Origin of the sequence: Dactylosporangium darangshiense, assembly GCF_039537565.1 — a bacterium.
Classification (GTDB): domain Bacteria; phylum Actinomycetota; class Actinomycetes; order Mycobacteriales; family Micromonosporaceae; genus Dactylosporangium; species Dactylosporangium darangshiense.
This window is the reverse complement of record NZ_BAABAT010000011.1, coordinates 17,671-42,379: the sequence shown is the minus strand read 5'-3', so window position 1 is coordinate 42,379 and position 24,709 is coordinate 17,671. Positions and strand designations below refer to the sequence as shown.

Below are 24,709 nucleotides of genomic sequence, written 5' to 3'. Positions count from 1 at the left end.
AGCGGCCGCCGCGCTGGACGAGCTCCTGGTTGGTGGAGCCGACCCACGGGCGGTCGCGGTCGACGAGCGCGGCCACGAAGGGCCCGGCGACGAGCAGGTCGGTGGCGTCCAGCAGCGCGGCCACGTCGGCGCGCCCGGCGTGCACGGCCCGGTTGAGCTGCGCCGTGGTGTACCCGGAGAAGGTCATCACCGACATCCCGGCGCCGCCCGCGGCCCGGGCGACCGCCGCGAGCGGCGCGGCGTGGTCGAACGGCTCGCCGCCGAGCAGGGTCAGCCCCTCGGTGCCGGCGGCAAGCACCCGGGCGATCACCGCTGCGGTCGGCACCACGGTGCCGCCGCGGAACGCCCACAGGTGCGGGTTGAAGCAGCCCTCGCAGCGGATCGAGCAGCCCTGGACCCAGATCGCCGTCCGCTCGCCCGGCCCTTCGGCGACGGTCCGCTCGACGAACCGCCCGACGCGGACGGCGGCCGGATCAGAAGTCGAGAACACGCCCGCCCCCGGGCTGCGGCGCACGCGGACGCGGTGTGCACGTCAGCAAGGCGCGAATCCGGGCGAACTCGTGCGGCATCAACCCTGCCGCGGCCGCGAACTCCTCCACGTTCTGGAACCCGCCGCGCGCCTCCCGGTCGGCGACCACCCGCTCTGCCCGCGCCGGATCGATGTAGGCGCAGAGCTGCTGGGCAGTAGCGCTGTTGACGTCCACCGCCTGCCGGAACACCGGCGGCGGCGCCAGAACCGCAGGCGCGGGCCGCTGGGCGGCCAGCCGGCGCAGGTACGTGGGGTTGATGATCAGCGCGTGCACGATACTGGCGAACCACACGGCGTAGTAGGCCATGCCGACGTTGTGCAGGCCCGTCGAGTTGTGGGGGTAGTAGGCGATGCCGGCCACGCCCGCCCAGGACAGCACGAAGTACGCGATGCCGGCGCCCCACCAGGCCGGCCGCTTCGCGCGGAAGCCGGCGTAGAGGAAGCCGGCCCCGCTGAGGCAGCCCAGGCCGAGCACCGTGAGCAGCACCCACCAGCTGTTGAGCAGCTTCCAGCCGAAGCTCGGCTCGTCAGGCTTCATCGCGCTGCTCCTGCCTGTTCCGGCCGGCGACCCGGTTCTCGACGGCGGCGTAGTCCGCGGTGTACTGGCTGTGCACCGTCTGCGCGGCGAGGAGGTCCTCGAGCAGCGCGACGTAGTCGAGGCACTTCGAGCCCGTGATGCCGAGCGTCTCGGCGTTCACGGTGCCGTCGGCGGCGACGGTGACCACGATGCGCTTCATGCCCGCTCCACCGCGAAGACGAGCCGCACGGCCTGGTCCGGCGTGACCGAGCGGGACTCCAGGCGCAGGCCGGCGGCGGGCGCGCGCTGGGTCAGGCGGTCCAGCACCGCCCGCTGGACCTGCCGGCCGTAGGCGGCGTCGACGGCCCGGACGATGTCGATCGCCCGGGGCTCGTCGACCGCCCCCGTGAAGTGCGCGGACCAGATCTGCTGCGCGTCGCGGCCGAAGCGGGCCCGCACGCCCGCCCAGTCGGCCACGAGGTCCGCGCCCGCGCGCGTCACCTCCGCGCGGGTCTCGCGCAGGGCGGCGGCGAGCAGATCGGCGTCGCGCATCCGGGTCTGTACGCGGCAGACCGTGGCCGCCGAGTCCTTCTCCGTCAGCTTGGCGTGCGCCGCGGCGGCGGCGATGGCCAGCGGTACCAGCAACAATGCGACGCTCATCGTCAGACCTCGATCGTCCGGCCGGGCTGACTCAACGGCGTTACACCGATCATCGGCATCGGCGCCGTCGGCGGGTCCTCGCCCGTGTCCCAGTCCTCGGCCGCCGTCGCCGCGACCGCGCGGGTCCTGGCCCACTGCCGGACCGCGTCGAGCTTCTCGGCCTGCGTGACGCTCAGCGGCACCATCCCGCCGACCGAGCGCAGCAGGTCGTCGCGGCGCAGCGGGCGGCGCTCGGAGAACGCGTCGAACAGCGCGGCGACGACGGCCTGCTCGATCTCGGCGCCGCTGTACCCCGTGGACAGCGTGCACAGCTCGCGCAGCAGGCCCTCGTCGAGCAGCAGCTGCCCCTGTACCGCGGGCCGCTCGAGCCGCCGGCGCAGGTGCACGCCCCAGATCGAGGCCCGCTCGGCCCGGCTGGGCAGGTCGACGAAGAAGATCTCGTCGAAGCGGCCCTTGCGCAGCAGCTCCGGCGGCAGCCGCTCGATGTCGTTGGCGGTCGCGATGACGAAGACCGCGCCGGTCTTCTCCTGCATCCAGGTCAGGAACGTGCCGAAGACCCGGTTCGTGGTACCCCCGTCGAGGCTCCCGGAGCTGGAGAAGCCCTTCTCGATCTCGTCGACCCACAGCACGCACGGGGCGTTGGCCTCGGCGGTGCGCAGCGCGGCGCGCATGTTCTGCTCGCTGGAGCCGATCAGCCCGGAGAAGACCCGCCCGATGTCCAGCCGCAGCAGGGGCAGCCCCCAGGCGGCGGCGACGGCCTTGGCGGTCAGCGACTTGCCGCAGCCCGGCACGCCGGTGATGAGCACGCCCTTGGGCGCCGGCAGCCCGTACTCCGCGGCCGCGGCCAGCCACGAGTTGTCCCGCTTGGCGAGCCACCGCTTGAGGTTCTCCAGCCCGCCGACCTGCTCCAGGCGCACGTCGGCGTCGACGTACTCGAGCACGCCGGACTTGCGCACCGCCTGCCGCTTCTCCTCGTGCACGACGCCGAGGTCGCGCAGGTCGAGCACGCCGTCGTTGACCATCGCCCGGGCGAAGGCGTTCTCCGCCTCGCTCAGCGTCAGCCCCGCCGCGGCCTTGGCGAACTTCTCGCGGCCGATCGGGTCGAGCTCGATGCGGATCCGCCCGCCGGCGGCGTTGCCCGCGATCATCGCCTCCAGCACGCCGCGGATCTCGCCCTCGGTCGGCAGCGGGAAGTCGACGATCGTCACGTCCTTCTCGAGGTCCGGCGGGATGCGCAGCACGGGCGCGACGATGACGAGCGTGCGGGGCGCGGCGCCGGCCTTGAACGCGGCCGCGATGTCGCGCAGCCGCCGCACGACGGTGGGCAGCACCGGCACGTCCCCGCCGAGCGAGTTGTGCAGGTCCCGGAACACGAACAGGCCCGGCTGCTGGATGCGCAGCACTGCCTCGAGGGCGTTGTCGGGCTCGGTGGTGTACTGCTGGGCGATCCCGTCGGGCTGCAGGAGGCCGGTCGTGGCCGACCACGTCCACACCGGACGGGGCGTGCGCACCATGGCGGCGTCGGAGGCGACGGCGGCGAGCTCCGCCAGGACGCGGTGCTCCTCGTAGGACTCCACGTACAGGACCGGGAACCTGGCCTTCAACAGCTGCGCCAGGTCATGGCGGAAACCGGTCACTGCCCTGTCCTCTCCTTACCGACGGCGAGCCTCGCGAGGACGCTAACCGCGGCCGGAGATCGAATGAGTCCGGTGGTTGCCCCGCGCGCTGTCGGAAAGGCGCTACGACTCGCGCGACGCCGGGGAATTCGGAACTATCCGATATGCGCTGATCCGAGCAGGTTGCCGTCGTAATCGGCGACCTGGATCGAGTCGACGTTGGCGAGCTGAATGGAGCTCGCGCCGGTCACCCGCGCCTGTGCCGTGCTCGTGCGCCCCCAGCAGGCCGCCTGCTCGGTCTGGCCGCTGCGGCCCAGCACGCGCATCACGAACGGCCCCTCGCCGGGCAGTCCGGCCAGCTCCAGAGCCACCGAGACGCCCCACTGCCGCGGCGTCAGCGTGGCGCGCCCGGTCAGGTCGCTGCCCTCGGCCGCGACGAACTGCACGATGGTTCCGGCCGAGGCGGTCGCCGACGGCTGGGCCTGCGCCTGGCCGGGCGCGACCGAGCGCGGCGGGCGCAGCGCCAGCACGCCGGTGAGGATCGCCAGCACCACGCAGGCGGCGGCCAGCACCACGACCGGCAGCCGGCGCGGGCGGGCCCGGCGCAGGAACGCGTCCAGGCCGGCGCGCGAGGGCGGCTCCAGCGGCGCGGCGGCGTCGGACGACAGGCGTTGCAGCAGCTCCGGCACCGCGGCGAGGCGCCCGACCTCGGCACGGCACTCGGCGCACCCGCTCAGGTGCGCGTCGACGGTCGTCTGGTCGGCGTCGTCGAGCCCGCCCAGGACGTAGGCCCCGAGCAGCCGGCGAGCCGCGTCGTGCCCGGCGGTCACCGTAAGACTCCCATCTCCTCGAACACCGCACGCAGCGCGCGCACCGCGTAGTACGCGCGCGACTTGACGGTACCCTCCGGTACCGAAAGCCGGCGCGCGGTGTCGGCCACGGTGCGCCCGTCGTAGTAGACGGACCGGATCACCTCGCGATGCTCGGCCGAGAGCCGGTCGAGCGCGGCCCGGATGAGCCAGCCCTCGACCATCTCGTCGACGTTGTCGGAGTCGGCGACGGCCGCCACCGCGTCGGGGTCGGAGACCAGCTTGGGGCGGCGCTGCTCGGCCCGCCACGCGTTGCTGACCACGTTGCGGGCGATGGTCAGCAGGTAGGCCCGGGTCGTGTCCCGGGTGACGTCGATGCGCTCGATGTGCCGCCACGCGCGCAGAAGCGTGTCCTGCACGAGGTCCTCGGCGCGGTGGCGGTCCCGCTCGTACCGCGAGACGAAGGCGAGCAACACACCGTAATGCTCGGTGTACAGCGCGGTCATGAGCTCCTCGTCGCGCGTCACGCACAGCCCCTCTCGACGGCCTTCCCACCGGTCTACACCACGAGACCGTTCAGGGTTCAACCACTCCCCGCTCGTGCTGTGACATTTGCCGCAACTGCGGCCCCGATAGGCTTCCGGCGTGAACCCGTACTTCGTCTGGGAACCCTTCACCGAAGGCGCCGGGTGGCGGCCGTTCGCGCAGCTGCTCGAGGCGGACGTGGTGGCGGAGCGGGTCGCGGTGTCGCGGCAGGGGCTCGTGGCGATGTTCGGGCTCGACGAGGCCGCGGTGCCGGAGCGCGTGGTCGCGTCGGTGCTCTTCCTCGGCTACGCCTCGCGGCTGCTCTCCCCGCCGCTCGCGGACGCCCTGCGCGGCGAGGTGCGCGCGGCCGGGCCGGGCGACCTGTGGTGGAGGCCGGTGCCCGGCGGGCCGCTGCCCATGGCCGTGTCGCCGGTCGGCGCGCGGCCGGCCGGCGACCTCTTCGACGTGGCCGTGCTGGGGCTGGTGGCGCCGCTGCTGGAGGTGTTCCGGGCGCGGTTCCGCCTGTCGCCGCACGTGCTGTGGGGCAACGTCGCCTCCGCGCTGGGCGGGGCGGCCGGGCAGCTCGGCGAGGGCGCCTGGCCGGCCGTGGCGGGCCTGCTGGACAGGCCGCCACTGGCCGGCACGGCGATCGTCGGCCGGCGCTCGCTGCGCCGGCGCAACTGCTGCCTCTACTACCGCATCCCGGGTGGGGGCACCTGCGGCGACTGCGTGCTCAGGAAGCCCTGACCGGGACCGCCGGGCGCTCGGCGACCCGCGGGGCCTCGAGCAGGCGCTCGGCCAAGGGACCGAAGACCAGGCCGATCGCGCCCCACAGCAGCAGCTGGGCGCCGACCGCGTAGAGCCGGAACTGGTACAGCAGGTCGGCCGGGAATCCGGGGAAGAGGATCTTCCCGTCGGCGTCCGTCAGCGGCTTCGGCGTCTCGGTCGACTGGTGCAGCTCCTTGTTGGCCGCCAGGTCGCCCAGGTTGGGCAGCAGCGCGAACAGGACCGCGATCGCGAGCACGTAGGCGCCGACCGCGAGCAGCGCGGCGTTCCACGTGCCGAAGCGCGGCTGCAGCCGGCGGCCGAGCCAGGTCGCCAGGATCATGAGCACCACGGAGGCGCCGGTCAGGATGAGGTACAGCGAGCTGCGCAGCCCGATCGTCTCCCCGTTGCCGACCGCGGGCGGGTTCGTGGGGTACTTCAGGAACGGCACGAGGAAGAACCCGGTGAACGCCGCCGCGGCCAGCAGCAGGGCGAGCGGGCGGGCCTTGACGCGCCCGACCCGGCCGACGCAGATCGCGTAGGCGACGGCGTAGAGCGCGCCCATCGCGACGCCGAAGAGGATCAGGGCCGCGCCGATGCCGACGTTCTCCTGGATGGCGCGGCTGAACACCTCGTGCTCGTGGCCCTCGCCGAGGGCGTGCGAACGGCCGTCCTCGTAGTCGATGGCCTGCTGAATCAGGGGCTCGGCGAGAATCCGGGCGAAGACGAACGCGAGCACGCCCCCGACTGCGCCGGCCAGCAGGCCGCGCAGGATGAGTCGCTTTTCCATTGTGGTGTCGGCTTCGGCTCAGTGGCAGGGGAAGCCGAGGAAATGCCGGCCGTCGTGCACGAACTCGTGCACGTGCGCGTCGCTGCCGAAGATCGACACGGCGCCCTGGTCGATGCCGATGAAGTAGTACACCAGCAGGGCGAGCAGCGCGGTGCCGCCGAGCCAGAACAGCGAACGGGAGATCGGCAGGACCAGCGGGGTGGTCGCGGCCTGGGGCGACTCGGCGCCAGAGATGGAGCTCATCGATTGCCTCCTTCAGGGATCGTGCGTCCCTCGTATGGATGGGGCTGCGTAACGGAGGAGTACCCTGACTCGCCGCCGAGGCGGCTCACAGTGGCGCGACCGTGCCGGATTTGCACCAGCTTCCCTCACACCGTCACACGTCAGACACTAGGAGTCGGCCGGTCCTTACGTCAATCGGGCCGGCACCCGGAGGCACCGGCCCGTGTTCATTCACACATGCACGCCGGGCGGAATCACCCCGTAGATGAGGGCCGTCGATCCGGACCCCTTGTAGTTGATGAACCCGCCGCACAGCACCGAGGCGCCGGTCGTGGGCATCTGAGCCAGCCCGGCGAGGATCTCCAGGCTGACGCGGTGCCGCTGGTACACCAGCAGCGACGCGAGGAACTCCGGGTCCGTCCCGAGGTCGGGCCCGAACGTGTCGATGCCGGTGCCGCCGTTGCGGCCGATCCGGCCGGTGTCGATGAACCACTGCACCGTCTCGGGCGCGAACCCGGGCTGGTGCAGCACGCCATCGGCGTCGAGGTTGGGGAAGGCCGGCGTCCCCCACTTGTACTCCCAGCCGGTCCACATGATGATCATGGACTCGTCGGGGATGCGGCCGTGCCGGCGCTCCCACTGCTTGACGTCGTCCACGGTCAGCGCGTAGTCGGCGTTGCGCGCGCACTTGTCCCGCACGTCGATCTTCACCGCGGGCAGGAACAGGTCGTTCGGGTCGAGATCGTCGGCGAGCGGCTCGCCGGCGTTGAAGTGCCCCGGCGCGCCCCAGTGCGTGCCGGTCGCCTCGCCCTCCCGAACGTACTGCAGGTAGTACCCCTCGTTCTCGATCGTGGCGATGGTCTCGAGGGTGAACTCGGGATCGCCGGGATAGATGTTGGTCTTGGCGGGGTCGTTGACGTGGGAAAGGCTGATCAGGCGGGTCTTGCCCGGGCGCAGCGCGTCGCCGCCGGCGGAGCCCGCCGAGGCCGAGCCGGCGAGCCCGGCGGCGCCGGCGACCGCGCCGCCGGCGGCCGCGAGCAGGTGTCGTCTCTGCATTGTGTTCGAATCGCCCCTTCGCATCCGTGCACGACGATGTTTCGCCCCGACTCTGCCCCGGCGCCCGACACGCCGCAAGATCCTTCGCCGTTCCGGGAACCTCTGCAGGAATATGTGCGACTAATGGAGGTAGCCGACAAGCCGACCGGAGGGTGGCGCGCGTGTCCAAACGGCAACGCGACTCGCGTGAATACGCGCGACGGATGAAACTGATCCAGGAGCGGGCGACGGCCCGGCGCGGGCGTTTACGGGTCGCGTACTCCGCGATCGGCGCGGTGCTCCTGGTCTTCGCCGTGATGATCGTGGTCAAGCTCGGCAGCGGCGCCGGCGGCGGTGCCAAGGCACCCAGCGCGCTGCCCACCGGTGCCGCGGCGGCCGAGATCATCCAGGGCGTCACCACGGTGCCGGCGGCCACGCTGGACGCCGTCGGCAAGGGCGGCGCACAGGTGCTGCCGTCGCCGATCACCGGCCAGGCCGCGCTCACCGACGGCGGCAAGCCCTTGATCCTGTACGTCGGCGCCGAGTACTGCCCGTTCTGCGCCGCACAGCGCTGGCCGGTGGTCGTCGCGCTGTCGCGCTTCGGCACCTTCACCAACCTCGGCCTGACCACGTCCGCGGCCGACGACACCTACCCGAACACGCCGACCCTGTCGTTCCACGGCTCGTCGTACACCAGCCAGTACATCGCCTTCCAGGGCGTGGAGACGACCACGAACGTGCGCAAGAACGGCCAGTACCAGCCGCTGGACAAGCTCACCGACGCGCAGGCGCAGATACTGCAGAAATACAATGCGCCGCCGTACGTCCCGCAGGAGTCGGCCGGCTCGATCCCCTTCATGGACTTCGCCAACAAGGCCGTGCTGGCCGGCGCGACCTACAGCCCCGAGCTGCTCGCGTCGCACACCCATGCCGAGGTGGTCGCCGCGATCAAGGACCCGAACAGCCAGCTCGGCCGCGCCATCAACGGCAACGCGAACGCGCTCACCGCGCTGATCTGCAGGATGACCGGCGCGCAGCCCGCCGACGTGTGTTCCAGCACCGCCGTGAAGGCCTTCCAGGGGGAGTTCACCAATGTCGGCCAGTGACGTCGAGCTCGACCGCAGCCTGGTCCAGCCGTGGGTGCCGCTCACCTCGCTCGTGCTCTCGGTGCTCGGCCTGGGCGTCTCGGTGTACCTCACGATCGAGCACTTCACCGCCTCCACCACGCTCGCCTGCCCCGAAACCGGCGCGCTGAACTGCCTGAAGGTCACCACGTCGGAGCAGTCGGCGGTGCTGGGCATCCCGGTGGCGATGCTCGGCCCGGTGTACTTCGTGGTCATGCTCGTCGCGTCGCTGCCGATCCTGTGGCGCAACAAACATCCGGCGATCCGCTACGGCCGCCTGGCCATGGCCGCGATCGGCGTGCTCTTCGTCTTCTACCTGGTGTTCTCCGAGCTGTTCACGCTGGACGCCATCTGCCTGTGGTGCACCGCGGTGCACGTCCTGGCGGTCGCGCTCTTCGCCCTGACGGCCATCGGGACGGCGTACGCCGATCCGGGCGACCTGTAGCCGCGGCGGGGAGGATTTCGGGAACTTTGCGGGGATGTGTGGCGACTATCCGCGCGACACATCCCTGGCACCCCGAGAGGAACTCCCGTCATGCGCCTGACCCACGTGGTCCGCGGAGCAGTGGCCACCGCCGCGGCCGTCACCGCGGCGCTGCTCTTCCCCGCAATGGCCTCCGCGCACGTCACCGTGAACCCCAACACCGCGGTGCAGGGCGGCTACACGAAGGTCACCTTCCGCGTCCCGACCGAGCGCGACGACGCCAGCACCACGAAGCTCGAGGTCGCGATCCCGACCGACAAGCCGATCCCGTCGGTCTCGATCAAGCCGGTGCAGGGCTGGACGGCCACGACGGAGACGTCGAAGCTCGCCACCCCGATCAAGACCAACGACGGCGACGAGCTCACCGAGGCCGTCTCGAAGATCACCTGGACCGCGACGGACCCGAACGCCGCGATCAAGCCGCACCAGTTCCAGGAGTTCGACGTCTCGCTGGGCCCGCTGCCCCAGACCGACCAGATCGTCTTCAAGGCGCTGCAGACGTACTCCAGCGGCGAGATCGTCCGCTGGATCGACGAGCCGGCGGCCGGCGCCGAGGCCGAGCACCCCGCCCCGGTCCTGAAGCTGACGAAGAAGGCCGATACCACCGCGGCGGCGTCCGCGGCCGCCGGCCCGACGGCCACGGCCGACTCGTCGGGCTCCTCGAACGACGGCACCGCGATCGGCCTGGGCATCGCCGGCCTGGTCCTGGGCCTGACCGGCCTGGTCGTCGGCGTCCTGGCGTACCGGCGGACACCGACGCCGACCGCCTGACGCGCTCTTGCCCCTAGCGTCCGTGTGGCCACTTGGCTACATTGACCGGATGGCCCGCTACCACGAGGTCGCCGACGCGCTGCGCGAGCGGATCGCCGCCGGAGAGATGCCGCCCGGTGACGCGGTGCCCAGCGCCGATCGGCTCGCGCACGAGTACGACACGGGGCGCGACACCACCCTCAAGGCGCTCAAGCTGCTGCGCCGCGAAGGGCTGCTCGTCCTGGGGCGCGACAACATCGTCAGGGTGGGCGATGCGCCGAGAGCGGCCGCCACGGCGGACACGGTCGTGGACGTGCCGCCGCACGGTGTGGTGCGGGCCCGCATGCCGACGCCGTGGGAGCGCGACGAGCTGGGGCTGGCCGACGGCGTTCCCGTGCTGGTCGTGCGCATCGGCGAGGACGAGGAGGTGCATCCCGCCACCGGCACCGTCATGCGCTGGCCGGCGGGTTAGGCCAGGTGGTCCACCACGACGACGGTCACGTTGTCGCGGCCGCCGGCCAGCACCGCCCGGCGGACCAGCTCCTCCGCCGCCTGGGCCGGGTCCTCGCAGGCGGCCAGCACGGCTGTGACCTCCTCGTCGGTGACCTCGAGCGGGAGGCCGTCGGAGCAGACGAGGTACCGCTCGCCGGCCACCGCGGTGCGCACCCACAGGTCGGGGCGGGGGCCGGGGTCGGTGCCCAGCGCGCGGGTGATCACGCCCCGGCGCATGGTGACCGCCTCGGGCGCGACGTGGTCCACGGTCAGCTGCTCGAGCGCGCCACCGGCGAAGCGGTACACGCGCGAGTCCCCGACGTTGAACACGATCCAGCACTCGTCGCCGTCCACGATGCCCAGGCACAGGCCGGCGGCGGTGGTGCCCATGCCGCCCTGCGCCGGGTCGGCGGCGGCCGCGGCGAGAATGTCGGCGTTGGCCTGCACGATCACGTCGCGCACGTCGAGCGGGCCGACGCCGGTGGCGCCGGACGACTCGTCGAGGCGATGCAGCGCCTCGACGGCGATGCGGCTGGCGACGTCGCCCGCGGCGTGGCCGCCCATGCCGTCGGCGACGGCGAAGACGCCCCGGCCGGCGAGCGCGCTGTCCTCGTTACGGCGCCGGACCTTGCCGACATCGGTCGCCGCGCCCGCGCGGATGTTCGCCATCAAAACCTCCACCGCCGTCAGACCCACATCGCCGTCAAAACGGCAACGCCGCCAAGCCGATCACGAAAGCACCTCGCAACGCCACCCGCAACCGGGCGAACTCTGATCGCCATCAGACACCGACCGGCTGGGCGAGCAGGGAGGCGACCACGATGCCGGTCGAGACGCGGGGCCGGAAGTTGAGGCGGCGGCGCACGCCGTCGACCTCGGCGCCGCGCCGGGCCGCCGAGCGTCGATGGTCGGCCATGGCCGCTGCATGCTCCCTCAAACCGCTGAGATTACCGGTGTCGGCGGGACCCGCGCGACCGGGTCGAGCCCCGCACGAACTCGCACATCGAGCGCATCGTCCGACCGATGGACAACCTAAGGAAAACCGCCCAAGGCGGACACCGCGGCCCGCAGGGCCACGATCAGGTGTGCCGCGGCGGGCGACGGCTCGCTCAGGCGAGCGAGGAGGAGCCGGCGCAGTTCGAGCGGGCCGCCCCGCACCTCCAGCAGCCGCACGCCGGGCGGGGCCGCCGAGGCCAGCGAAGGCGGGATCGTCGTCATGCCCAGCCCGGCCGCGACGAGGTGCAGCTTCGCCAGCCAGTCGCGGGCGGTGTGCGCGACGAACGGCCGCTCGCCCAGCCCGGGCCAGACCCCCATGAGCTGCTCGTCCCCGGTGGACTGCCCGGCGATCCAGGCCTGGCCGCGCAGGTCCGCCACGTCGACGAAGTCGCGCGCGGCGAGCGGGTGCGCGGCGGGCACGGCCACCCGCAGCGGGCGCTCGGTGAGGATCTCCAGTGCGAGCGGCGGGTCCTCGGCGTCCGGCGGGCGGAACGGCGGCGCCGAGGACAGCAGCGCCACGTCGACCGTGCCGGCTCGCAGCGCGCGCACGAGCGACGGCGTCGTGGCCTCCCGGGTGAGCACCGTGATCTCCGGGTGTGTCTCGCGCAGGAGGGTCAGCGCCCGCGGGAGCAGGGCGCCTCCCGCGCTCGCGAACCAGCCCAGCCGCACCGTGCCGCCCTCGCCCGCCCGTCCGGCGAGCTCGCGCGCGGCGGCGTCGGCCTCGTCGAGCATGGCGGCGGCGCGGCGCAGGACGATGCGGCCGGCGGCGGTCAGGTGCACGCCGTCGTGGCGGCGCTCCAGCAGCCGGGCGCCGGCCGCCCGCTCCAGCGCGGCGATCTGGCGCGAGGCGGCGGACTGGGTGTACCCGAGCGCGGCGGCGGCCGCCGTGAGCGTGCCGCGGGCGGCCACCTCCCGGAAGACCCGCAGTGCGGTGAGCGAGGCGTCGGCGAAGGCCATGCCGACTACGCATACCAGACGTGCGCATCTCTCGTTGGCCGCATGGCCGCGGCCGGGACACGCTGGGTCCATGACCATCGCTCTCGTCACCGGGGCCAACCAGGGGCTCGGGCTCGCGCTCGTCGCGGGCCTGGCCCGGCGGCTCGGCCCACAGGACACCGTGTACCTCACCGGCCGCAACCCGGACCGGGTCGCCGCCGCCGTCGCGGGCCTGCCGCCGGCGCCCGCGCAGGTCCGCGGCGAGGTGTTCGACGTCGCCGACCCCGGCGCCGCCGAGCGCCTCGCCGAGAAGCTCGGCGCCGTCGACATCGTGTTCGGCAACGCCGTCATGCGCGTCGGGCCGGGCGACGACCCGGCCGCGATCATCGACGAGTACGCCGAGGTCAACAACTTCGGCACGACCCGGCTGCTGCGCGCGTTCGCGCCCCGGCTGCCCGACGGGGGCCGGCTGATCGTGGTCGCGAGCAGCTTCGGCACCCTGCACCACCTGGCGCCGGTGCTGCACCCGCGCTTCGACGCCGTGGGCGGCCTCGACGCCGTTGACGCGGCGGTGGCCCGCTGGCGCGACGAGGTGCGGGACGGCCGGGCCAGGGCCGGCGCGTGGCCCGGCTTCGTGAACATTCCCTCGAAGATCGCCCAGGTCGCCGCGGTACGCGCACTGGCCGCCGAGCGCCGCGACGATGACCGGCGCCGGGGCATCCTCATCGCGGCCGCCTGCCCCGGCATGATCAACACCCCGACGTCGGGGCTGTGGTGGGACGTCAGCGGCGCGCCCTCGCCGGACGAGGCCGCCGGGGCCCTGCTGGACCTCGCGCTGGGCGAGGTCCGGGCGGAGCACTACGGCGAGCTCGTCCGCTTCGGCGACGCGCTGCCCTGGAAGCCCTGATCACACGGGGCGGTAGGAGCACTGCCGCCCCGTGTGCACGGTCTCGCGCAGGTGCCGGCCCAGCTGGGCGTCGGCCTCCTCGACGCGGGCGATCGCGCGCCGGATCGCCTTGCCGACCGCGACCCGGGCCCGCTCGGCGTTGTCGACGAACCGGCGGCTGCGCCCGCCGATGCCGACGCTGCCGGCCAGCTCCGCCATGAGCGCCTCCGACTCGCGGCGCGCGGCGGCGGCGCGGCGGCCGTCGGAGGTGGACTCCATCTCGCGGCGCAGCTCGGCGACGCGGTGGCGGTAGCGCCGCATCGCCTCCTGGTCGAGGACCGCCTGCGGCGCCGAGCGGGCGCCCGCCGCCTGCGCCAGCCCCGTGACGCCCATCGCCAGCTCGACGGCGGGGATCTCGGTGCCGGAGTTGGCCAGCAGTACCGCCAGATGCAGCATCCCGACGCTGTTCTCGATGAGCACCGAGCGCTCGCCCCACCCGAGGCGCCAGTGCTGGCGCTCCCGCACGCAGCTGGCCCGCTCCGGCTGCGGCGGGGCGATGCGCTCCAGCGCGCGGCGGGACTCCTCGGCGGCCGGCCAGTGCCCGAGCGCCCGGTTGTGCTCGACGGCCCGCGTGAGGTGCTCGGCGGCGAGGTCGCGCCGGCCCGACGCGTGCGCGGCGACGCCGAGCGCGTGGTGCACGGAGCCGAAGCACGCGACGCCGAGGCTGACCATGGCGGGCAGCTCGGCGTGCGGCAGCAGCAGCTCGTAGGCCTCGGCGGCGAGGTCCGCGTCGCCGAGCAGCCGGGCGGCCTCGACGATGCCGTGCATGGTCACCAGCCAGCTGCCCGAGTGCGGCAGCTCCTTGAGCGACGGGCCGCGCAGCCGGGCCAGGGCGCCGGCGGCGGTGCGCAGGTCGCCGGCCTCGGCCGCGGCGACGGCGTGGACGGCGAAGTACGCGTTGTCGACCGCCGAGAGCGTCGGCGCGTGCACGAGCCGGTCCAGCATCGGCCGCAGCTCCTGCAGGCGCCCCTGGTACCAGCGGATGGTCACCAGGTGCGCCCCGTACCACCCCTCGGCGTCGGCGTCGCCGGCCCGGCGCCCGCGCTCGAAGCACTCCCCCGCCCGCCGCTCGGCCTCGGCGAAGCGCCCGGCCCGGATCTCGCGCATGACGTCGATCGCGTCGGCGACGTACCCGGCCGCGAGGTGGTCGCGGCGCTCCAGCAGGCCGCGCAGCTCCGCGAGGCGCCGCTCGGCGTGCCGGTCGCCGTCGAGGAGCAGGTCGACGGCCCACCACAGCAGGCCCATGACCATGTCGCCGCGGCGACCGGTGCGGGAGCTCACGGCGAGCAGCTCGACGGCGATCTCCCGGCGCAGGAGCCGCTGCTCGGGGCCGAGCAGGCAGTGGTGCGCCAGGCTCAGCGCCTCGGCGTGCGCCACCGGGTCGCCGCTCGCCCGCGCCTCCTCCAGCGCGGCCAGCACGGCGTCGGCCCGCCCGTCGCGGTAGTCGCGCTCGGCGCCCAGCCGGGCCCGGATGCGCACGGCGAGCGCGCCGTCCGGTTCGGTGCGGCCCAGCAGGCCCAGCAGCCGGCCCAGCCGCTGCTCGAGCACGGCAGCGGCCGAACCCGTGCGGTGCTCGTGCACCCAGACGCCCGCGAAGCCCAGGGCGGCCTCGGCCATGGCGGGCGCGTCCCCGCCGGCCTCGGCCCGCGCGTAGGCGGCGTCGAAGCACCGCCGGGCGGTGCTCAGGTCGCCGTCGGCGTGCAGCGCTCGCACGCCCGCGACCAGGTCGTTGTCACCTTCGAAGTCAGTCTCGACGCACTCCGGAGCGCCGGAAGCGGACGACATTGCCGTTCTCCAACCTCTGCCCGCGCCCATCATGGTCGATGGGCGCGGGTTCGGCCCGGTCGGCGACGGGTAATCGACACATCGGGCAAACGGCGAACCAAGAACGCGCATGCGGTGTAGCGGTCCGGGTACTCTGCGGCGGTGACGCAACCGACGCCGGTCCTGCGGCCGGTCACCGCCGCGGATCTCTGGGTGCTCGAACGGCAGGCCGACGAGCCCGAGGCCGGCGGCCTGTTCAACTGGTCCGGCTACCGCGACATCGCCGCGACCCGCCGCCGCTTCGAGGAGAACCGGCTGCTCGGCCCCGACGGCGGCTGCCTCGTCGTGCACCTGCCGCAGGGGGCCATCGGCACCGTCAGCTGGTGCCGGGTCGCCTACGGCATGCCCACCTGGAGCTGCTGGAACATCGGCATCGCGCTGCTGCCGGAGCACCGCGGCCAGGGCCACGGCGCGGCCGCGCAGCAGCTGCTCGCCGCCTACCTGTTCGACACGACGCCGGTGGAGCGCATCGAGGCGTACACGGACGTGGAGAACGTGGCCGAGCGCCGCGCCCTGGAGCGGGCCGGGTTCACACACGAGGGCACGATCCGCGCGGCCCAGTTCCGCGAGGGCCGGTGGCGCTCAATCCACCTCTACTCGGTGCTGCGTGACGAGTTCAAGGCCGCACCCGCGACCTCCGAGCCGCGCACGTAGACCGCCAGGACGCGCCCGAGCGCGCCCGGGTCGGTCAGCGGGTCGCCGTCCACGACGAGCACGTCCGCGTCGTAGCCCGGCGCGAGGCACCCCTTGCGCCCGCCCAGCCCGATCGCGGCCGCGGCCCGCGACGTGATCGCCCGCAGCGCCTCGGCCGGGGTGAGCCCGATCTGGGCGAGGTGGGCGGGCGAGTCGCGCAGCACGTCGTGCGGCTTGATCGGGGCAATGCCGGCGTCGGAGCCGACCACGATCGCGGCGCCCGAGGCCGCCATCCGGGCGGCGTTGGCGATCAGCCGCGGCAGCCGGGACAGCATCTGCGGTGGCGGCGGCGCGAGGCCCGGGCCCGGGCGCATGCCGAGGGTGAGGCTCAGGACGATGCCGCGGGCCACGACGTCGTCCAGGAACCCGCCGGGGATGTCGTCGACGGAGTCCGCGGTCATGAACGACGCGTGCTCGATGCTGTCGACGCCGGCCGCGACCACGTCGAGCACCGCCTGTGTGCCGTGCGCGTGCGCGGCCACCGGCAGGCCCAGCCCGTGCGCCTCCTCGACGAGGGCGCGAAGCTCCTCCAAGGTGTACTGCGGCAGCTCCGGCCGGCTGCCCGGCGTCATGTTGCCGCCGCTGGCCATCACCTTGATCACGTCGACGCCGCGCTCGTGGCGGGCGCGGACGGCGGCGCGCAGCCCGGCGACGCCGCCGACCCCCTCGCCGAGGAAGTGGCAGTGCCCGCCCGGCGTGGTCACCGGCACCCCGGCCGCCACGATGTGCGGCAACGTCGGGTCGTTGCGGGCCGCGTCGCGCACGCCCAGGCCGAGGTAGCCGACGTCGCCCAGGTCCCGCACGGTGGTGACGCCGCCGAGCACCGCCCGCCGGCCCGCGGCGCACATGGCGGCGAAGGTCTCGGCGGCGTCGCGACGGGCGAGGGACGCGACCGGGTCGACGGAAGCGTCGAAGGCGAGGTGGACGTGCGCGTCGACCAGGCCCGGCAGCAGGGTGGCGTCGCCCAGGTCGACGACCTCGGCGCCCGGCGGGATCGGCCCGCCGACCGCGGCGATGCGCTCGCCGTCGATGACGATCACGGGATCGGCGGTCGTCGTGCCGTTGAACATGCGTGCCGCTGTGAGAACCTTCATGCCGTCACCATCGCGCCGGGACGGGCGCTCACGCCTCCGCGGAACTACGCATCTGCGGTACGTAATCCGGTGAACCAGGTCGCGAGCTGCGTCCGGTTGGCCAGCCCGAGCTTGGTCAGGATGTGCTGGACGTGGGTCTCCACGGTCCGCTCGGACAGGTGCAGGCGCGCGGCGATCGCGCGGCTGGTCAGGCCCTGCGCGACCAGGCCCGCGATCTCCTCCTCGCGCCGGGTCAGGGCGCTGCGGGGCCGTTCGGCGACCAGGCTCGCGGCCGCGGCCTCGAGCGGGCGCATCCCGAGCGCGCCGGCGGCGCTCTCGGCCGCCCGGGCCAGCACGGCCGCCTCGGCCTCGCCGCCGCCCGCGGCGAGCAGGGCGTGGGCGAGCCGGTAGCGGGCGGTCGCGGCGGCACCGGGCATGCCGGCCCGCTCGGCCTCGGCGATGGCGGCCCGCAGGTGCGCCTCGGCCTCCGCGTGGCGGCCCAGGGCGCTCGCGCCGATGCCGAGCGGGAGCCGGGTCGGGCCTTCGATCACGACGACGCCGGCGCCGCCGCAGACGAACCGGTCGGCGTGGGGCAGCATCGCGTCGTAGAGCCGCTCGATCCGCTCGGTGTCGCCGAAGGCCACGGCCAGGCCGATCAGGCCGGACGCGGCGGGCAGCCGGACGAAGGCGGGGACCTGCTCGACGTCGGGCAGGCCGGTGTACCAGTCGCGGGCCTCCTGCTCCCGGCCGGCGCTCAGCAGCCAGTTGGCCAGCATGCCGCGCATGCCCCAGGAGGGCGCTTCGTGCAGGTACTGCAACACGATCTGCTCCGGCTCGCGCTCGAAGTCGCCGATCGTGGCCTGCACGCCCATGAGGAACCCGACCGAGGGCAGCATCGACCCCACGTGCCCGGAGCGGCGATTGAGCTCGATCGCCTCCTCTCCCAGGGCGATTGCCTCCCGGTAGCGGCCGCGGGCGTGTGCGATCGCCGCACGGCAGCGCAGCGTGTGCCACCGGCACAGCGGGCTGCGCGTCTGCTCCGCCAGCGCCGCGAGGGCGGCCGCCTCGCCGGCCACCGCGTGCATCTGGCCCATCTGGGCGAACGCGTCGAAGCGCCACAGCCGGCCCCACATCGCGGCGTCGTCGTCGGCGGCGCCCATGGCCAGCAGCCGGTCGCCGAGTGCGAGCCGCTCCTCGGCGCCGTCGGGGCCGCTGCAGGCGAACTGCCGGGCCCGCAGCGCCTCGACGAGGGCGCGCCGGTCGCCGACCCGCTCGGCCATCCCCAGCGCGTCGAGGCTGCGCCGGCCGGCGTCGCCCGGCACCCGCCACACGTCCATGACGACCAGGCCGGCCAGCAGCCGGGCCCGCAGCCCGCTGTCGCCGTCGGGCAGCGCGGCCAGGGCTTCGTTGGTCAGGGAGTGCCCGATCGGGTCCCACAGGAAGTCCGAGACGCCCTCCATGACGAGCACCGCCTCGGCCAGGGCCTCCCCGTTGCCCTCGGCCCGGGCCAGGTCCGCCGCGGCCAGCAGCGACGTGCGCGCGCCGTCGATGTCGTAGGCGCGCATCTGCGCGCGGGCCCGGGCGAGCAGCACGTCGACGCGTTCGGGGATGCCGGCGTCGGCGGCGCGGCCGTACCACTGCGCCGCCTCTTCCCAGATGTGTTTTTCGACGGCAAGGTCGCCGGCCCGCCGCGCCCAGGCCGCGGCGCTCGCGGCGTCGCCCAGCGGCAGGGACTCCAGCAGGTGGTGCGCGATCCGGGCGGCGTCGCCACCCGGCAGGAGGGTCTCGGCCGCGGCGGCGTGCAGCGACAGCCGCTGCGTCGTCGGTACCTCGGCCGCGGCCGCCTCCCGGATCAGGTCGTGCGTGAACCCCCGCCCGTCGAGGATGCGCGCGGCCCGCGCCTCGTCGACGGCGGCGAGCACGCCCGCCAGCGGCAGTCCGGTCACGGCGGCCAGCAGCGCGGGCTCGGCGGCCGCGCCGACGACCGCGGCCGCGTGTGCGACCGCGCGGGCGTCGCCGCCGAGCCGGTTGAGCCGGGCGCGGACGGCGTCGCGGACACCGGCCGGCAACCCGTCGGCGTCGGTGACCTCCCGCCGGGCCAGCTGCGCGCCGAGCTCGCCGACGAAGAACGGGTTGCCTCGGGTACGCCGGTGCACCGCGGCGGCCACGCAGGCCGGCACGGCGAACCCGGCGACGGCGTTGAGCTGGACGCCGACCTCGTCCTCGCTGAGCCCCTCCAGCGCGATCCGGTCCACGATCGGCTCGCGGGCGAGCGCGGCCAAGGCGTCGCGCAGCGCCGGCGCCGGCTCGCTGTCGCGGTAGGTGGCCACGACCGCCACCGGCTCCCGGGCGATGTTGCGCGCCAGGTGCACCAGCAGCCGCAGCGATCCCGGGTCGGCCCACTGCACGTCGTCGAGGAGCACGAACAGCCCGCCCCGGGCCGCGCCGGCCGCCGCGATCGCCTCGACGACGGCGGCGTTGCGCCGGAACGGCTCGTCGGGCGCGCGGCCGCCCGCGTCGATCTCGCCGGCCGCCCCGATCGCCTGCAGCACCTGCCGCACCGCGTGCAGCGGCGGGCTGCCGTCGTCGTCCGCGGCCCGCCCGGCCGCGCAGAACATGCCGAGGCCGGTCGCGACGCCGGCCGCCTCCTGCGCCAGGCGCGTCTTGCCGACGCCGGGCTCGCCGCCGATGAGCACGACCCGGCCCGCGCCGTCGCGGGCACCGCGCAGGCGCTCGGTCAGCAGCGCCCGCTCCCGTTCCCGCCCGACGAACCCGGTCACGCGCTCATCGTAGGTCCGCGAAGCGACGCGGACGCGTTCGTGCAGGGCGTGGCGTTCGCGCCCGGCGGCACGACGCTCGCCACGTCGTCCGGCTTCACGCACACGATCCGCGTGTGGGACGCCGCGACCGGCGCGCTGCGGGCGACCTTCGACCGCGAGACCGGCTGGGGGCCGACGGTGCGCCTGCCGATCGCGTTCTCGCCGGACGGCACGGCCCTGGCCTACGGCCGCGGCGACGCCACAGTCGCCCTCGCCGGCCTCTGACCGGACCGCGGACCGCGCGCCCTCAGCCCAGCCGCTCCCGCAGCGCCAAGGCGAGGGCGTCGCGGTCCGCCTCGCTCACCGCGCGCTCGGGCGGCGCGCCCAGCAGGCCGAAGATCCGATAGCTGCGCAGGTCGTCCGGCTGATCGGGCATCCGCGGTACCACATGGAAATGCACATGCGCGAAGCCCTCCTGCTCGGCGAACTGCACGATGTAGGTCTTCGCGCATCCGGTCACCTCGCGCAGCGCGCGGGAGAGCCGGACCTGCCACGAGCCGAGCGCCGCCGCCTCCTCGTCGGTCAGGTCGTGGATCGCGGTGACGTGCCGGCGCGGCACGAGGATCAGCCAGCCCGGCAGCGCCGTGTCGTAGGCGTGCGAGGCGCGCCAGAGCTCGTCCGCCCCGACGAGCTCCCGGGGCGGCAACTCGTCGATCAGCTCGTTGTTGGTGCAGGACAGGCAGTTCACGACAGGTCCCACCGCTCGAGGTCGCGCAGCCACGCGTTGGCGTTGCCGTCCGACGGGGCGCGCCAGTCGCCGCGCGGCGAGAGCGAGCCGCCGGCCGAGACCTTCGGGCTGTTGGGCAGGGCCGAGCGCTTGAACTGCGCGAACCCGAAGAAGCGGCGGCAGAAGACCTCGAGCCAGTGCCGGATCTGCGCAAGGTCGTAGGCGACGCGCTTGGACTCGGGGAAGTTCGCCGGCCACGCACCCGCTTCGGCGTCGCGCCACGCGTGCCAGGCCAGGAACGCGATCTTCGAGGGGCGCATGCCGAAGCGCAGCACGTGGAACAGCGTGAAGTCCTGCAGCGCGTACGGCCCGACCTTCGACTCCGACGACTGCAGCTCCTCGCCGGGCACCAGCTCCGGGCTGATCTCCTGGTCGAGGATCGCATAGAGGATCTTGCCGACCTCGTCGGAGAACTCGCCGGTGCCGGCGACCCAGCGGATCAGGTGCTGGATCAGCGTCTTGGGCACGCCGCCGTTGACGTTGTAGTGGCTCATGTGGTCGCCGACGCCGTACGTGGACCAGCCCAGCGCCAGCTCGGAGAGGTCGCCGGTGCCCAGCACGATCCCGCCGCGGTAGTTGGCGATGCGGAACAGGTAGTCGTAGCGCAGCCCGGCCTGCACATTCTCGAACGTCACGTCGTAGACCGGCTCGCCCTTGGCGAACGGGTGGTCCAGCTCGGCCAGCATGAGCCGCGCGGTCGGGGTGATGTCCAGCTCGTGCACGCTCACGCCCAGGGCGCGCATCAGGGCATGGGCGTTGTCCTTGGTACCGCTGGACGTGGCAAACCCCGGCATCGTGTAGGCCAGGATGTCGGAGCGCGGCCGGCCGGCCCGGTCCATCGCGCGCGCGGCCACGATGAGCGCCTGGGTGGAGTCGAGCCCGCCGGAGACGCCGATGACCACCTTCGGCTCTCCGATCGCGGCGAGGCGCTGGCGCAGCCCGGCGACCTGGATGTTGTACGCCTCGTAGCAGTCCAGCTCGAGCCGCTGCACGTCGGCGGGCACGAACGGGAACCGCTCCACGGTCCGCCGCAGCCCCAGGTCCCCGTCGGGCGCCCCGAGCGTGAACGGCACCGTCCGGAAGCCGTCGGTCCGCTCCGCGTGGGTGCGCCGGTTGTCCTCGAACGTGCCCATCCGCTGCCGCTCCTGGCGCAGCAGGTCCAGGTCGACGTCGGCCACCGAGCGCCGCTCGCCGTCGGGGAACCGCTCGGTCTCCGCCAGCAGCGAGCCGTTCTCGTAGATCATCGTCTGCCCGTCCCACGACAGGTCGGTCGTGGACTCCCCGATCCCCGCGGCGGCGTACACGTAGGCGGCCAGGCAGCGCGACGACGCCGAGCGGCACAGCAGCCGCCGGTCCTCCGCCCGCCCGACGGTGATCGGGCTGCCCGACAGGTTGGCCAGCACCGTCGCCCCCGCCAGCGCCGCCTCCGCGCTCGGCGGCACCGGCACCCACATGTCCTCGCAGACCTCGACATGCAGCACGAACCCCGGCAGGTCCTCGGCCGCGAACAGCAGGTCGGTCCCGAACGGCACCTCGTCGTCGTTCACCGAGATCGTCTGCCCGCGCACGTCGTCACCCGCGGTGAGCTGGCGGGCCTCGTAGAACTCGCGATAGTTGGGCAGGTAGGACTTGGGAGCGACGCCGAGGATGCGCCCGCGGTGCACCACGACCGCGCAGTTGTACACCCGCCCGCGGTGGCGCAGCGGCGCGCCGACGACAATCGCGGTCAGCAGGTCCGCCGACCCGGCGACGAGGGTGCCGAGCGCGTCCTCGACGCCGTCCAGGACCGGGTCCTGCAACAGGAGATCCTCGATGCTGTACCCGGTGAGGCCCAGCTCCGGGAAGATCGCCAACGCCACCCCGTCCGCCGAGCACTCGCGCGCCTGCGCAAGGATCGCGGCGGCGTTGGCGGGCGGATCGGCGATGGCGGTCCGCCCGGTGCAGGCGGCGACGCGGGCGAAACCGTGTGCGTAGATCGACCGGAAGTTCACCGGATCAATTCTGCCGCCCGTTTCGCCTACCGGGAGACCGGACCCCGCTCGATCGCGCAGGTGAGATGCCCGCCATAGGCCTTGAGCTCGTCCGTCGGGTCGACGACCCGCCCGTCGGCGTCGATCGCCTTGCGCGAGATCGACAGCCCACCGGTCCCATCGGGCAGCCCGATCGTCACCCGCTGCCCCGACCGGATCGCGATGAGCCCGTTGGCATCGGTGAACGGCAGCGGCGACCAGCTCCCGTCGCCGCGCGTGTACCAGATCCGCAGCCCATAGATCTGAGACCCGGTGTCGTTGCAGAAGTTGAGCCAGGCCGGCCGCGGGTCCGCAGCGCCACCGTTCACGGGCGGGATGGTGAGCGAGGTGAACCCCTCGAGCTCGATGTTGATCGGTCCGAACGAAGCGCCCATCTCGTCCTCCTCCTCGTCGGCGACGACTCCCGCCCCGATCGTCTGCCAGGGTTGCGTGCCGTCCGCCCGCGCGTCCCCGACCACGGAGAGGTGGCCGTGGGTGAAGTGCTTGTCACCGTTCTTGGGGCTGTACGGCCGCCACGTCCACGCGTCGTACCCACGCACCCCGTAGCTCGAGAACATCTGCCCGTTGGAGATCCCGTACTTCACCCGCCCGTCCCGCGAGCGCCTGATGTCATCGAGCACCCGATGCGCGTCGAGCCCCAGGTCGGGCCGGTTCGGGAAGTCGGCAGCGGTCACGATGTCGCGGCCCCAGCCCGGGAAGTCGTGCGGGGTATGGTCGGACGTCGGATCGTGCGCCGCGTCCCCGATCAGCCCCCACTCGTCCACCCCGGTAGCCGGCGGCCGCGCCCGCGGCGCCCCGGCCTGCAACTGCTGGTGGAGGACGAGCAGGGAGCGAGCCGCTCTCCAGGCCATCGCCACCTCCTGTTCGTTGGGTACCGCTTCGTCGGGTACCGCCGACGCTATCCCGCCGCCTGTCGATCCGCCCGGAGGCAGGCTCGCCCGGTCAGCCACTCACGCCGGATCGATCCGCAACAGCACGCTGTTCACGCTGGTTTCGGGCTCGGGCGTCGCCGCGAAGCGCGCGTACAGGCTGATGCGAGCCGGCGCGCCGGAGACCCGCAGCTGGTAACCGAGCGTGTGCGACGCGAACGCGCCGGTGCGTGGCAGCACATCTGCCGCTCCGAACGTCTCGTCGAGCTCGCTCCGGGTCAGCGCGCCGGCCGGGAACCGCAGCTCGACGCTCGCGCGCGAGAGCTCGCCGGCCGTGACCAGGCATTCGCTCGCGCCCAACGGCGGTGGGTCCGCCGGGATGCCGAGCGCGCCGTGGATCTCGGCCTCGCCGCCGGTCGCCACCGCGCACAGGCGTTCGCCCATCTCGCGCAGCTCGCCCGCAACGGACGGCTCATCATGCATCGTCAGCCCTCTCTGGGAGTACCGGGAATTCCTGGACGCTGCGTTAATCCGTGGCGTGAGCGCTGCCCGGAAGCCATGATCGCGGAATGGCTGAACCCCCCGCCGACGGCCGTGCAGGCATCGACGCCATGCTGGTGCGCCGCCTGATCGCCACGCAGTTCCCGCAGTGGAGCGGCCTGCCCGTGACCCCGGTGGAGATCGACGGCTGGGACAACCGGACGTACCGACTGGGCGAGGACATGACCGTGCGCCTGCCCACGGCCGCCGGTTATGTCCCCGCCGTGGCCAAGGAGAACGAATGGCTGCCGCGGCTGGCGCCGGCGCTGCCGGTCGCGGTGCCGCCGATTCTGGGCATGGGCGCGCCGGGCGAGGGATACCCCTTCCCGTGGTCCGTGCGCGGCTGGTTGCACGGCGAGACGGCCGATCGGGGCCGCATCGACGACATGTCACAGTTCGCGGTCTCGGTGGCCGGCTTCATCCGCGCCCTCCAGCAGTGCGACACGGCAGGCGCCCCGCCCGCCGGTGAACACAGTTTCTACCGCGGGACGTCGCCGGCCCACTACGACCAGGAGACACGCCGGTGCCTGACCGCGCTGGCCGACCGCGTGGACGTGCCACGGTCCACGGCCATCTGGGACGCCGCCCTGAACGCCGAGTGGTACGGCGCGCCCGTGTGGTTTCACGGCGACATCGCCTCGGGCAACCTGTTGGTCGCGGACGGACAGCTCACGGCGGTCCTGGATTTCGGCACCTCGGGCATCGGCGACCCGGCCTGCGACCTGGTGATCGCATGGACAATGTTCACCGGCGCCAGCCGACAGGCCTTCCGCGACTCCGTAGACCATGACGAAGCCACCTGGGCACGAGCCCGCGGCTGGGCCTTGTGGAAGGCACTACTCGTCCTGGCCGAAACCATCGACACCAATCCAGAACGAGCCGCCGCCACCCAGCGCGTGATCAACGAGATCCTCGCCGAATAGTCCACCCCGGGCGCC

28 protein-coding genes, 1 pseudogene and 1 riboswitch are annotated in these 24,709 nt (G+C 73.6%); of the genes and pseudogenes, 9 read left to right on the top strand and 20 right to left on the bottom strand.

Annotated elements, in window-relative coordinates; genetic code table 11:
* Positions 1-31: 31 nt before the first annotated feature.
* The 7 genes and pseudogenes from ABD901_RS21505 to ABD901_RS21475 all read right to left on the bottom strand — a co-directional run.
* A pseudogene (locus ABD901_RS21505) lies at positions 32-490 on the bottom strand (4Fe-4S single cluster domain-containing protein); the annotation flags it as partial.
* Positions 474-1,067 (bottom strand): ComEA family DNA-binding protein, encoded by a 594-nt coding sequence (locus ABD901_RS21500; RefSeq protein WP_345128903.1) that lies wholly within the window; start codon positions 1,065-1,067, stop codon positions 474-476. The pseudogene ABD901_RS21505 and the gene ABD901_RS21500, both read right to left, overlap by 17 nt.
* The gene (locus ABD901_RS21495; protein WP_345128902.1) at positions 1,057-1,266 is read right to left on the bottom strand and encodes a DUF2997 domain-containing protein; all 210 of its coding nucleotides are present in this window, start codon (positions 1,264-1,266) and stop codon (positions 1,057-1,059) included. The genes ABD901_RS21500 and ABD901_RS21495 overlap by 11 nt, the downstream gene beginning before the upstream one ends.
* Positions 1,263-1,706: a hypothetical protein gene (locus ABD901_RS21490; RefSeq protein ID WP_345128901.1), complete on the bottom strand. Its 444-nt coding sequence runs from the start codon at positions 1,704-1,706 to the stop codon at positions 1,263-1,265. The genes ABD901_RS21495 and ABD901_RS21490 overlap by 4 nt, the downstream gene beginning before the upstream one ends.
* A 2-nt stretch (positions 1,707-1,708) precedes the next feature.
* Positions 1,709-3,343: an AAA family ATPase gene (locus ABD901_RS21485; protein ID WP_345128900.1), complete on the bottom strand. Its 1,635-nt coding sequence runs from the start codon at positions 3,341-3,343 to the stop codon at positions 1,709-1,711.
* A 134-nt stretch (positions 3,344-3,477) separates the two neighbouring features.
* Entirely contained in the window at positions 3,478-4,152 is a 675-nt protein-coding gene (locus ABD901_RS21480; RefSeq protein WP_345128899.1) for a zf-HC2 domain-containing protein, read from the bottom strand.
* The gene (locus tag ABD901_RS21475) at positions 4,149-4,658 is read right to left on the bottom strand and encodes a sigma-70 family RNA polymerase sigma factor (RefSeq protein WP_345128898.1); all 510 of its coding nucleotides are present in this window, start codon (positions 4,656-4,658) and stop codon (positions 4,149-4,151) included. The genes ABD901_RS21480 and ABD901_RS21475 overlap by 4 nt, the downstream gene beginning before the upstream one ends.
* A gap of 118 nt (positions 4,659-4,776) precedes the next feature.
* On the opposite strand from ABD901_RS21475, the gene ABD901_RS21470 reads away from it, so the two are divergent.
* The gene (locus ABD901_RS21470) at positions 4,777-5,403 is read left to right on the top strand and encodes a (2Fe-2S)-binding protein (RefSeq protein ID WP_345128897.1); all 627 of its coding nucleotides are present in this window, start codon (positions 4,777-4,779) and stop codon (positions 5,401-5,403) included.
* Here ABD901_RS21470 and ABD901_RS21465 read toward each other — a convergent pair.
* From ABD901_RS21465 to ABD901_RS21455, 3 genes are all read right to left on the bottom strand, one after another.
* Positions 5,390-6,211: a CbtA family protein gene (locus ABD901_RS21465; protein ID WP_345128896.1), complete on the bottom strand. Its 822-nt coding sequence runs from the start codon at positions 6,209-6,211 to the stop codon at positions 5,390-5,392. The two genes, ABD901_RS21470 and ABD901_RS21465, sit on opposite strands and share 14 nt — an antisense overlap.
* An 18-nt stretch (positions 6,212-6,229) precedes the next feature.
* Positions 6,230-6,454, bottom strand: a complete 225-nt coding sequence (locus ABD901_RS21460) for a CbtB domain-containing protein (protein WP_345128895.1) — start codon at positions 6,452-6,454, stop codon at positions 6,230-6,232.
* A 36-nt stretch (positions 6,455-6,490) separates the two neighbouring features.
* Positions 6,491-6,604, bottom strand: a riboswitch (cobalamin riboswitch).
* A gap of 60 nt (positions 6,605-6,664) precedes the next feature.
* Positions 6,665-7,489, bottom strand: a complete 825-nt coding sequence (locus ABD901_RS21455; RefSeq protein WP_345128894.1) for a cyclase family protein — start codon at positions 7,487-7,489, stop codon at positions 6,665-6,667.
* A gap of 203 nt (positions 7,490-7,692) precedes the next feature.
* On the opposite strand from ABD901_RS21455, the gene ABD901_RS21450 reads away from it, so the two are divergent.
* From ABD901_RS21450 to ABD901_RS21435, 4 genes are all read left to right on the top strand, one after another.
* Positions 7,693-8,574: a DUF929 family protein gene (locus tag ABD901_RS21450; protein ID WP_345128893.1), complete on the top strand. Its 882-nt coding sequence runs from the start codon at positions 7,693-7,695 to the stop codon at positions 8,572-8,574.
* Positions 8,561-9,037 carry a vitamin K epoxide reductase family protein gene (locus tag ABD901_RS21445; RefSeq protein ID WP_345128892.1) on the top strand — a complete coding sequence of 159 codons (477 nt, stop codon included), beginning with the start codon at positions 8,561-8,563 and terminating at the stop codon, positions 9,035-9,037. Before ABD901_RS21450 ends, ABD901_RS21445 begins: the two co-directional genes overlap by 14 nt.
* Before the next feature lie 90 nt (positions 9,038-9,127).
* Entirely contained in the window at positions 9,128-9,847 is a 720-nt protein-coding gene (locus ABD901_RS21440) for a YcnI family protein (protein WP_345128891.1), read from the top strand.
* A 49-nt stretch (positions 9,848-9,896) separates the two neighbouring features.
* The gene (locus ABD901_RS21435) at positions 9,897-10,298 is read left to right on the top strand and encodes a GntR family transcriptional regulator (RefSeq protein WP_345128890.1); all 402 of its coding nucleotides are present in this window, start codon (positions 9,897-9,899) and stop codon (positions 10,296-10,298) included.
* Here the strand turns inward: ABD901_RS21435 and ABD901_RS21430 are convergent.
* From ABD901_RS21430 to ABD901_RS21420, 3 genes are all read right to left on the bottom strand, one after another.
* On the bottom strand, positions 10,295-10,987 hold the full coding sequence (locus tag ABD901_RS21430; protein ID WP_345128889.1) for a PP2C family protein-serine/threonine phosphatase: 693 nt from the start codon (positions 10,985-10,987) through the stop codon (positions 10,295-10,297). The genes ABD901_RS21435 and ABD901_RS21430 overlap by 4 nt on opposite strands.
* Before the next feature lie 112 nt (positions 10,988-11,099).
* Positions 11,100-11,234: a hypothetical protein gene (locus tag ABD901_RS21425; protein ID WP_345128888.1), complete on the bottom strand. Its 135-nt coding sequence runs from the start codon at positions 11,232-11,234 to the stop codon at positions 11,100-11,102.
* Between the two features lie 116 nt (positions 11,235-11,350).
* Positions 11,351-12,271 (bottom strand): LysR substrate-binding domain-containing protein, encoded by a 921-nt coding sequence (locus ABD901_RS21420; RefSeq protein WP_345128887.1) that lies wholly within the window; start codon positions 12,269-12,271, stop codon positions 11,351-11,353.
* A 70-nt stretch (positions 12,272-12,341) separates the two neighbouring features.
* Here ABD901_RS21420 and ABD901_RS21415 point away from each other — a divergent pair, with 70 nt between their 5' ends.
* Entirely contained in the window at positions 12,342-13,157 is an 816-nt protein-coding gene (locus ABD901_RS21415; protein WP_345128886.1) for an SDR family NAD(P)-dependent oxidoreductase, read from the top strand.
* Here ABD901_RS21415 and ABD901_RS21410 read toward each other — a convergent pair whose 3' ends face one another.
* Positions 13,158-14,981: a hypothetical protein gene (locus ABD901_RS21410; protein ID WP_345128885.1), complete on the bottom strand. Its 1,824-nt coding sequence runs from the start codon at positions 14,979-14,981 to the stop codon at positions 13,158-13,160.
* 141 nt (positions 14,982-15,122) lie between these two features.
* On the opposite strand from ABD901_RS21410, the gene ABD901_RS21405 reads away from it, so the two are divergent.
* The gene (locus ABD901_RS21405; protein ID WP_345128884.1) at positions 15,123-15,674 is read left to right on the top strand and encodes a GNAT family N-acetyltransferase; all 552 of its coding nucleotides are present in this window, start codon (positions 15,123-15,125) and stop codon (positions 15,672-15,674) included.
* On the opposite strand, the gene ABD901_RS21400 is transcribed toward ABD901_RS21405, so the two are convergent.
* On the bottom strand, positions 15,614-16,807 hold the full coding sequence (locus ABD901_RS21400) for an amidohydrolase family protein (protein WP_345128883.1): 1,194 nt from the start codon (positions 16,805-16,807) through the stop codon (positions 15,614-15,616). The genes ABD901_RS21405 and ABD901_RS21400 overlap by 61 nt on opposite strands.
* A gap of 44 nt (positions 16,808-16,851) precedes the next feature.
* Entirely contained in the window at positions 16,852-19,566 is a 2,715-nt protein-coding gene (locus ABD901_RS21395; RefSeq protein WP_345128882.1) for an ATP-binding protein, read from the bottom strand.
* Between the two features lie 39 nt (positions 19,567-19,605).
* Between ABD901_RS21395 and ABD901_RS21390 the strand changes: the two genes are divergently transcribed.
* The gene (locus ABD901_RS21390; RefSeq protein WP_345128881.1) at positions 19,606-19,830 is read left to right on the top strand and encodes a WD40 repeat domain-containing protein; all 225 of its coding nucleotides are present in this window, start codon (positions 19,606-19,608) and stop codon (positions 19,828-19,830) included.
* 22 nt (positions 19,831-19,852) lie between these two features.
* On the opposite strand, the gene ABD901_RS21385 is transcribed toward ABD901_RS21390, so the two are convergent.
* The 4 genes from ABD901_RS21385 to ABD901_RS21370 form a co-directional block, all read right to left on the bottom strand.
* Positions 19,853-20,305, bottom strand: a complete 453-nt coding sequence (locus tag ABD901_RS21385) for an HIT family protein (protein WP_345128880.1) — start codon at positions 20,303-20,305, stop codon at positions 19,853-19,855.
* Positions 20,290-22,323 carry an NAD(+) synthase gene (locus tag ABD901_RS21380; RefSeq protein ID WP_345128879.1) on the bottom strand — a complete coding sequence of 678 codons (2,034 nt, stop codon included), beginning with the start codon at positions 22,321-22,323 and terminating at the stop codon, positions 20,290-20,292. The genes ABD901_RS21385 and ABD901_RS21380 overlap by 16 nt, the downstream gene beginning before the upstream one ends.
* A gap of 26 nt (positions 22,324-22,349) precedes the next feature.
* Entirely contained in the window at positions 22,350-23,213 is an 864-nt protein-coding gene (locus tag ABD901_RS21375) for a hypothetical protein (RefSeq protein ID WP_345128878.1), read from the bottom strand.
* A gap of 99 nt (positions 23,214-23,312) precedes the next feature.
* Positions 23,313-23,714 (bottom strand): hypothetical protein, encoded by a 402-nt coding sequence (locus tag ABD901_RS21370; RefSeq protein WP_345128877.1) that lies wholly within the window; start codon positions 23,712-23,714, stop codon positions 23,313-23,315.
* A 182-nt stretch (positions 23,715-23,896) separates the two neighbouring features.
* Between ABD901_RS21370 and ABD901_RS21365 the strand changes: the two genes are divergently transcribed.
* A complete protein-coding gene (locus ABD901_RS21365; RefSeq protein ID WP_345128876.1) occupies positions 23,897-24,694 on the top strand; it encodes an aminoglycoside phosphotransferase family protein in 798 nt (265 codons plus the stop codon).
* Positions 24,695-24,709: the final 15 nt, after the last annotated feature.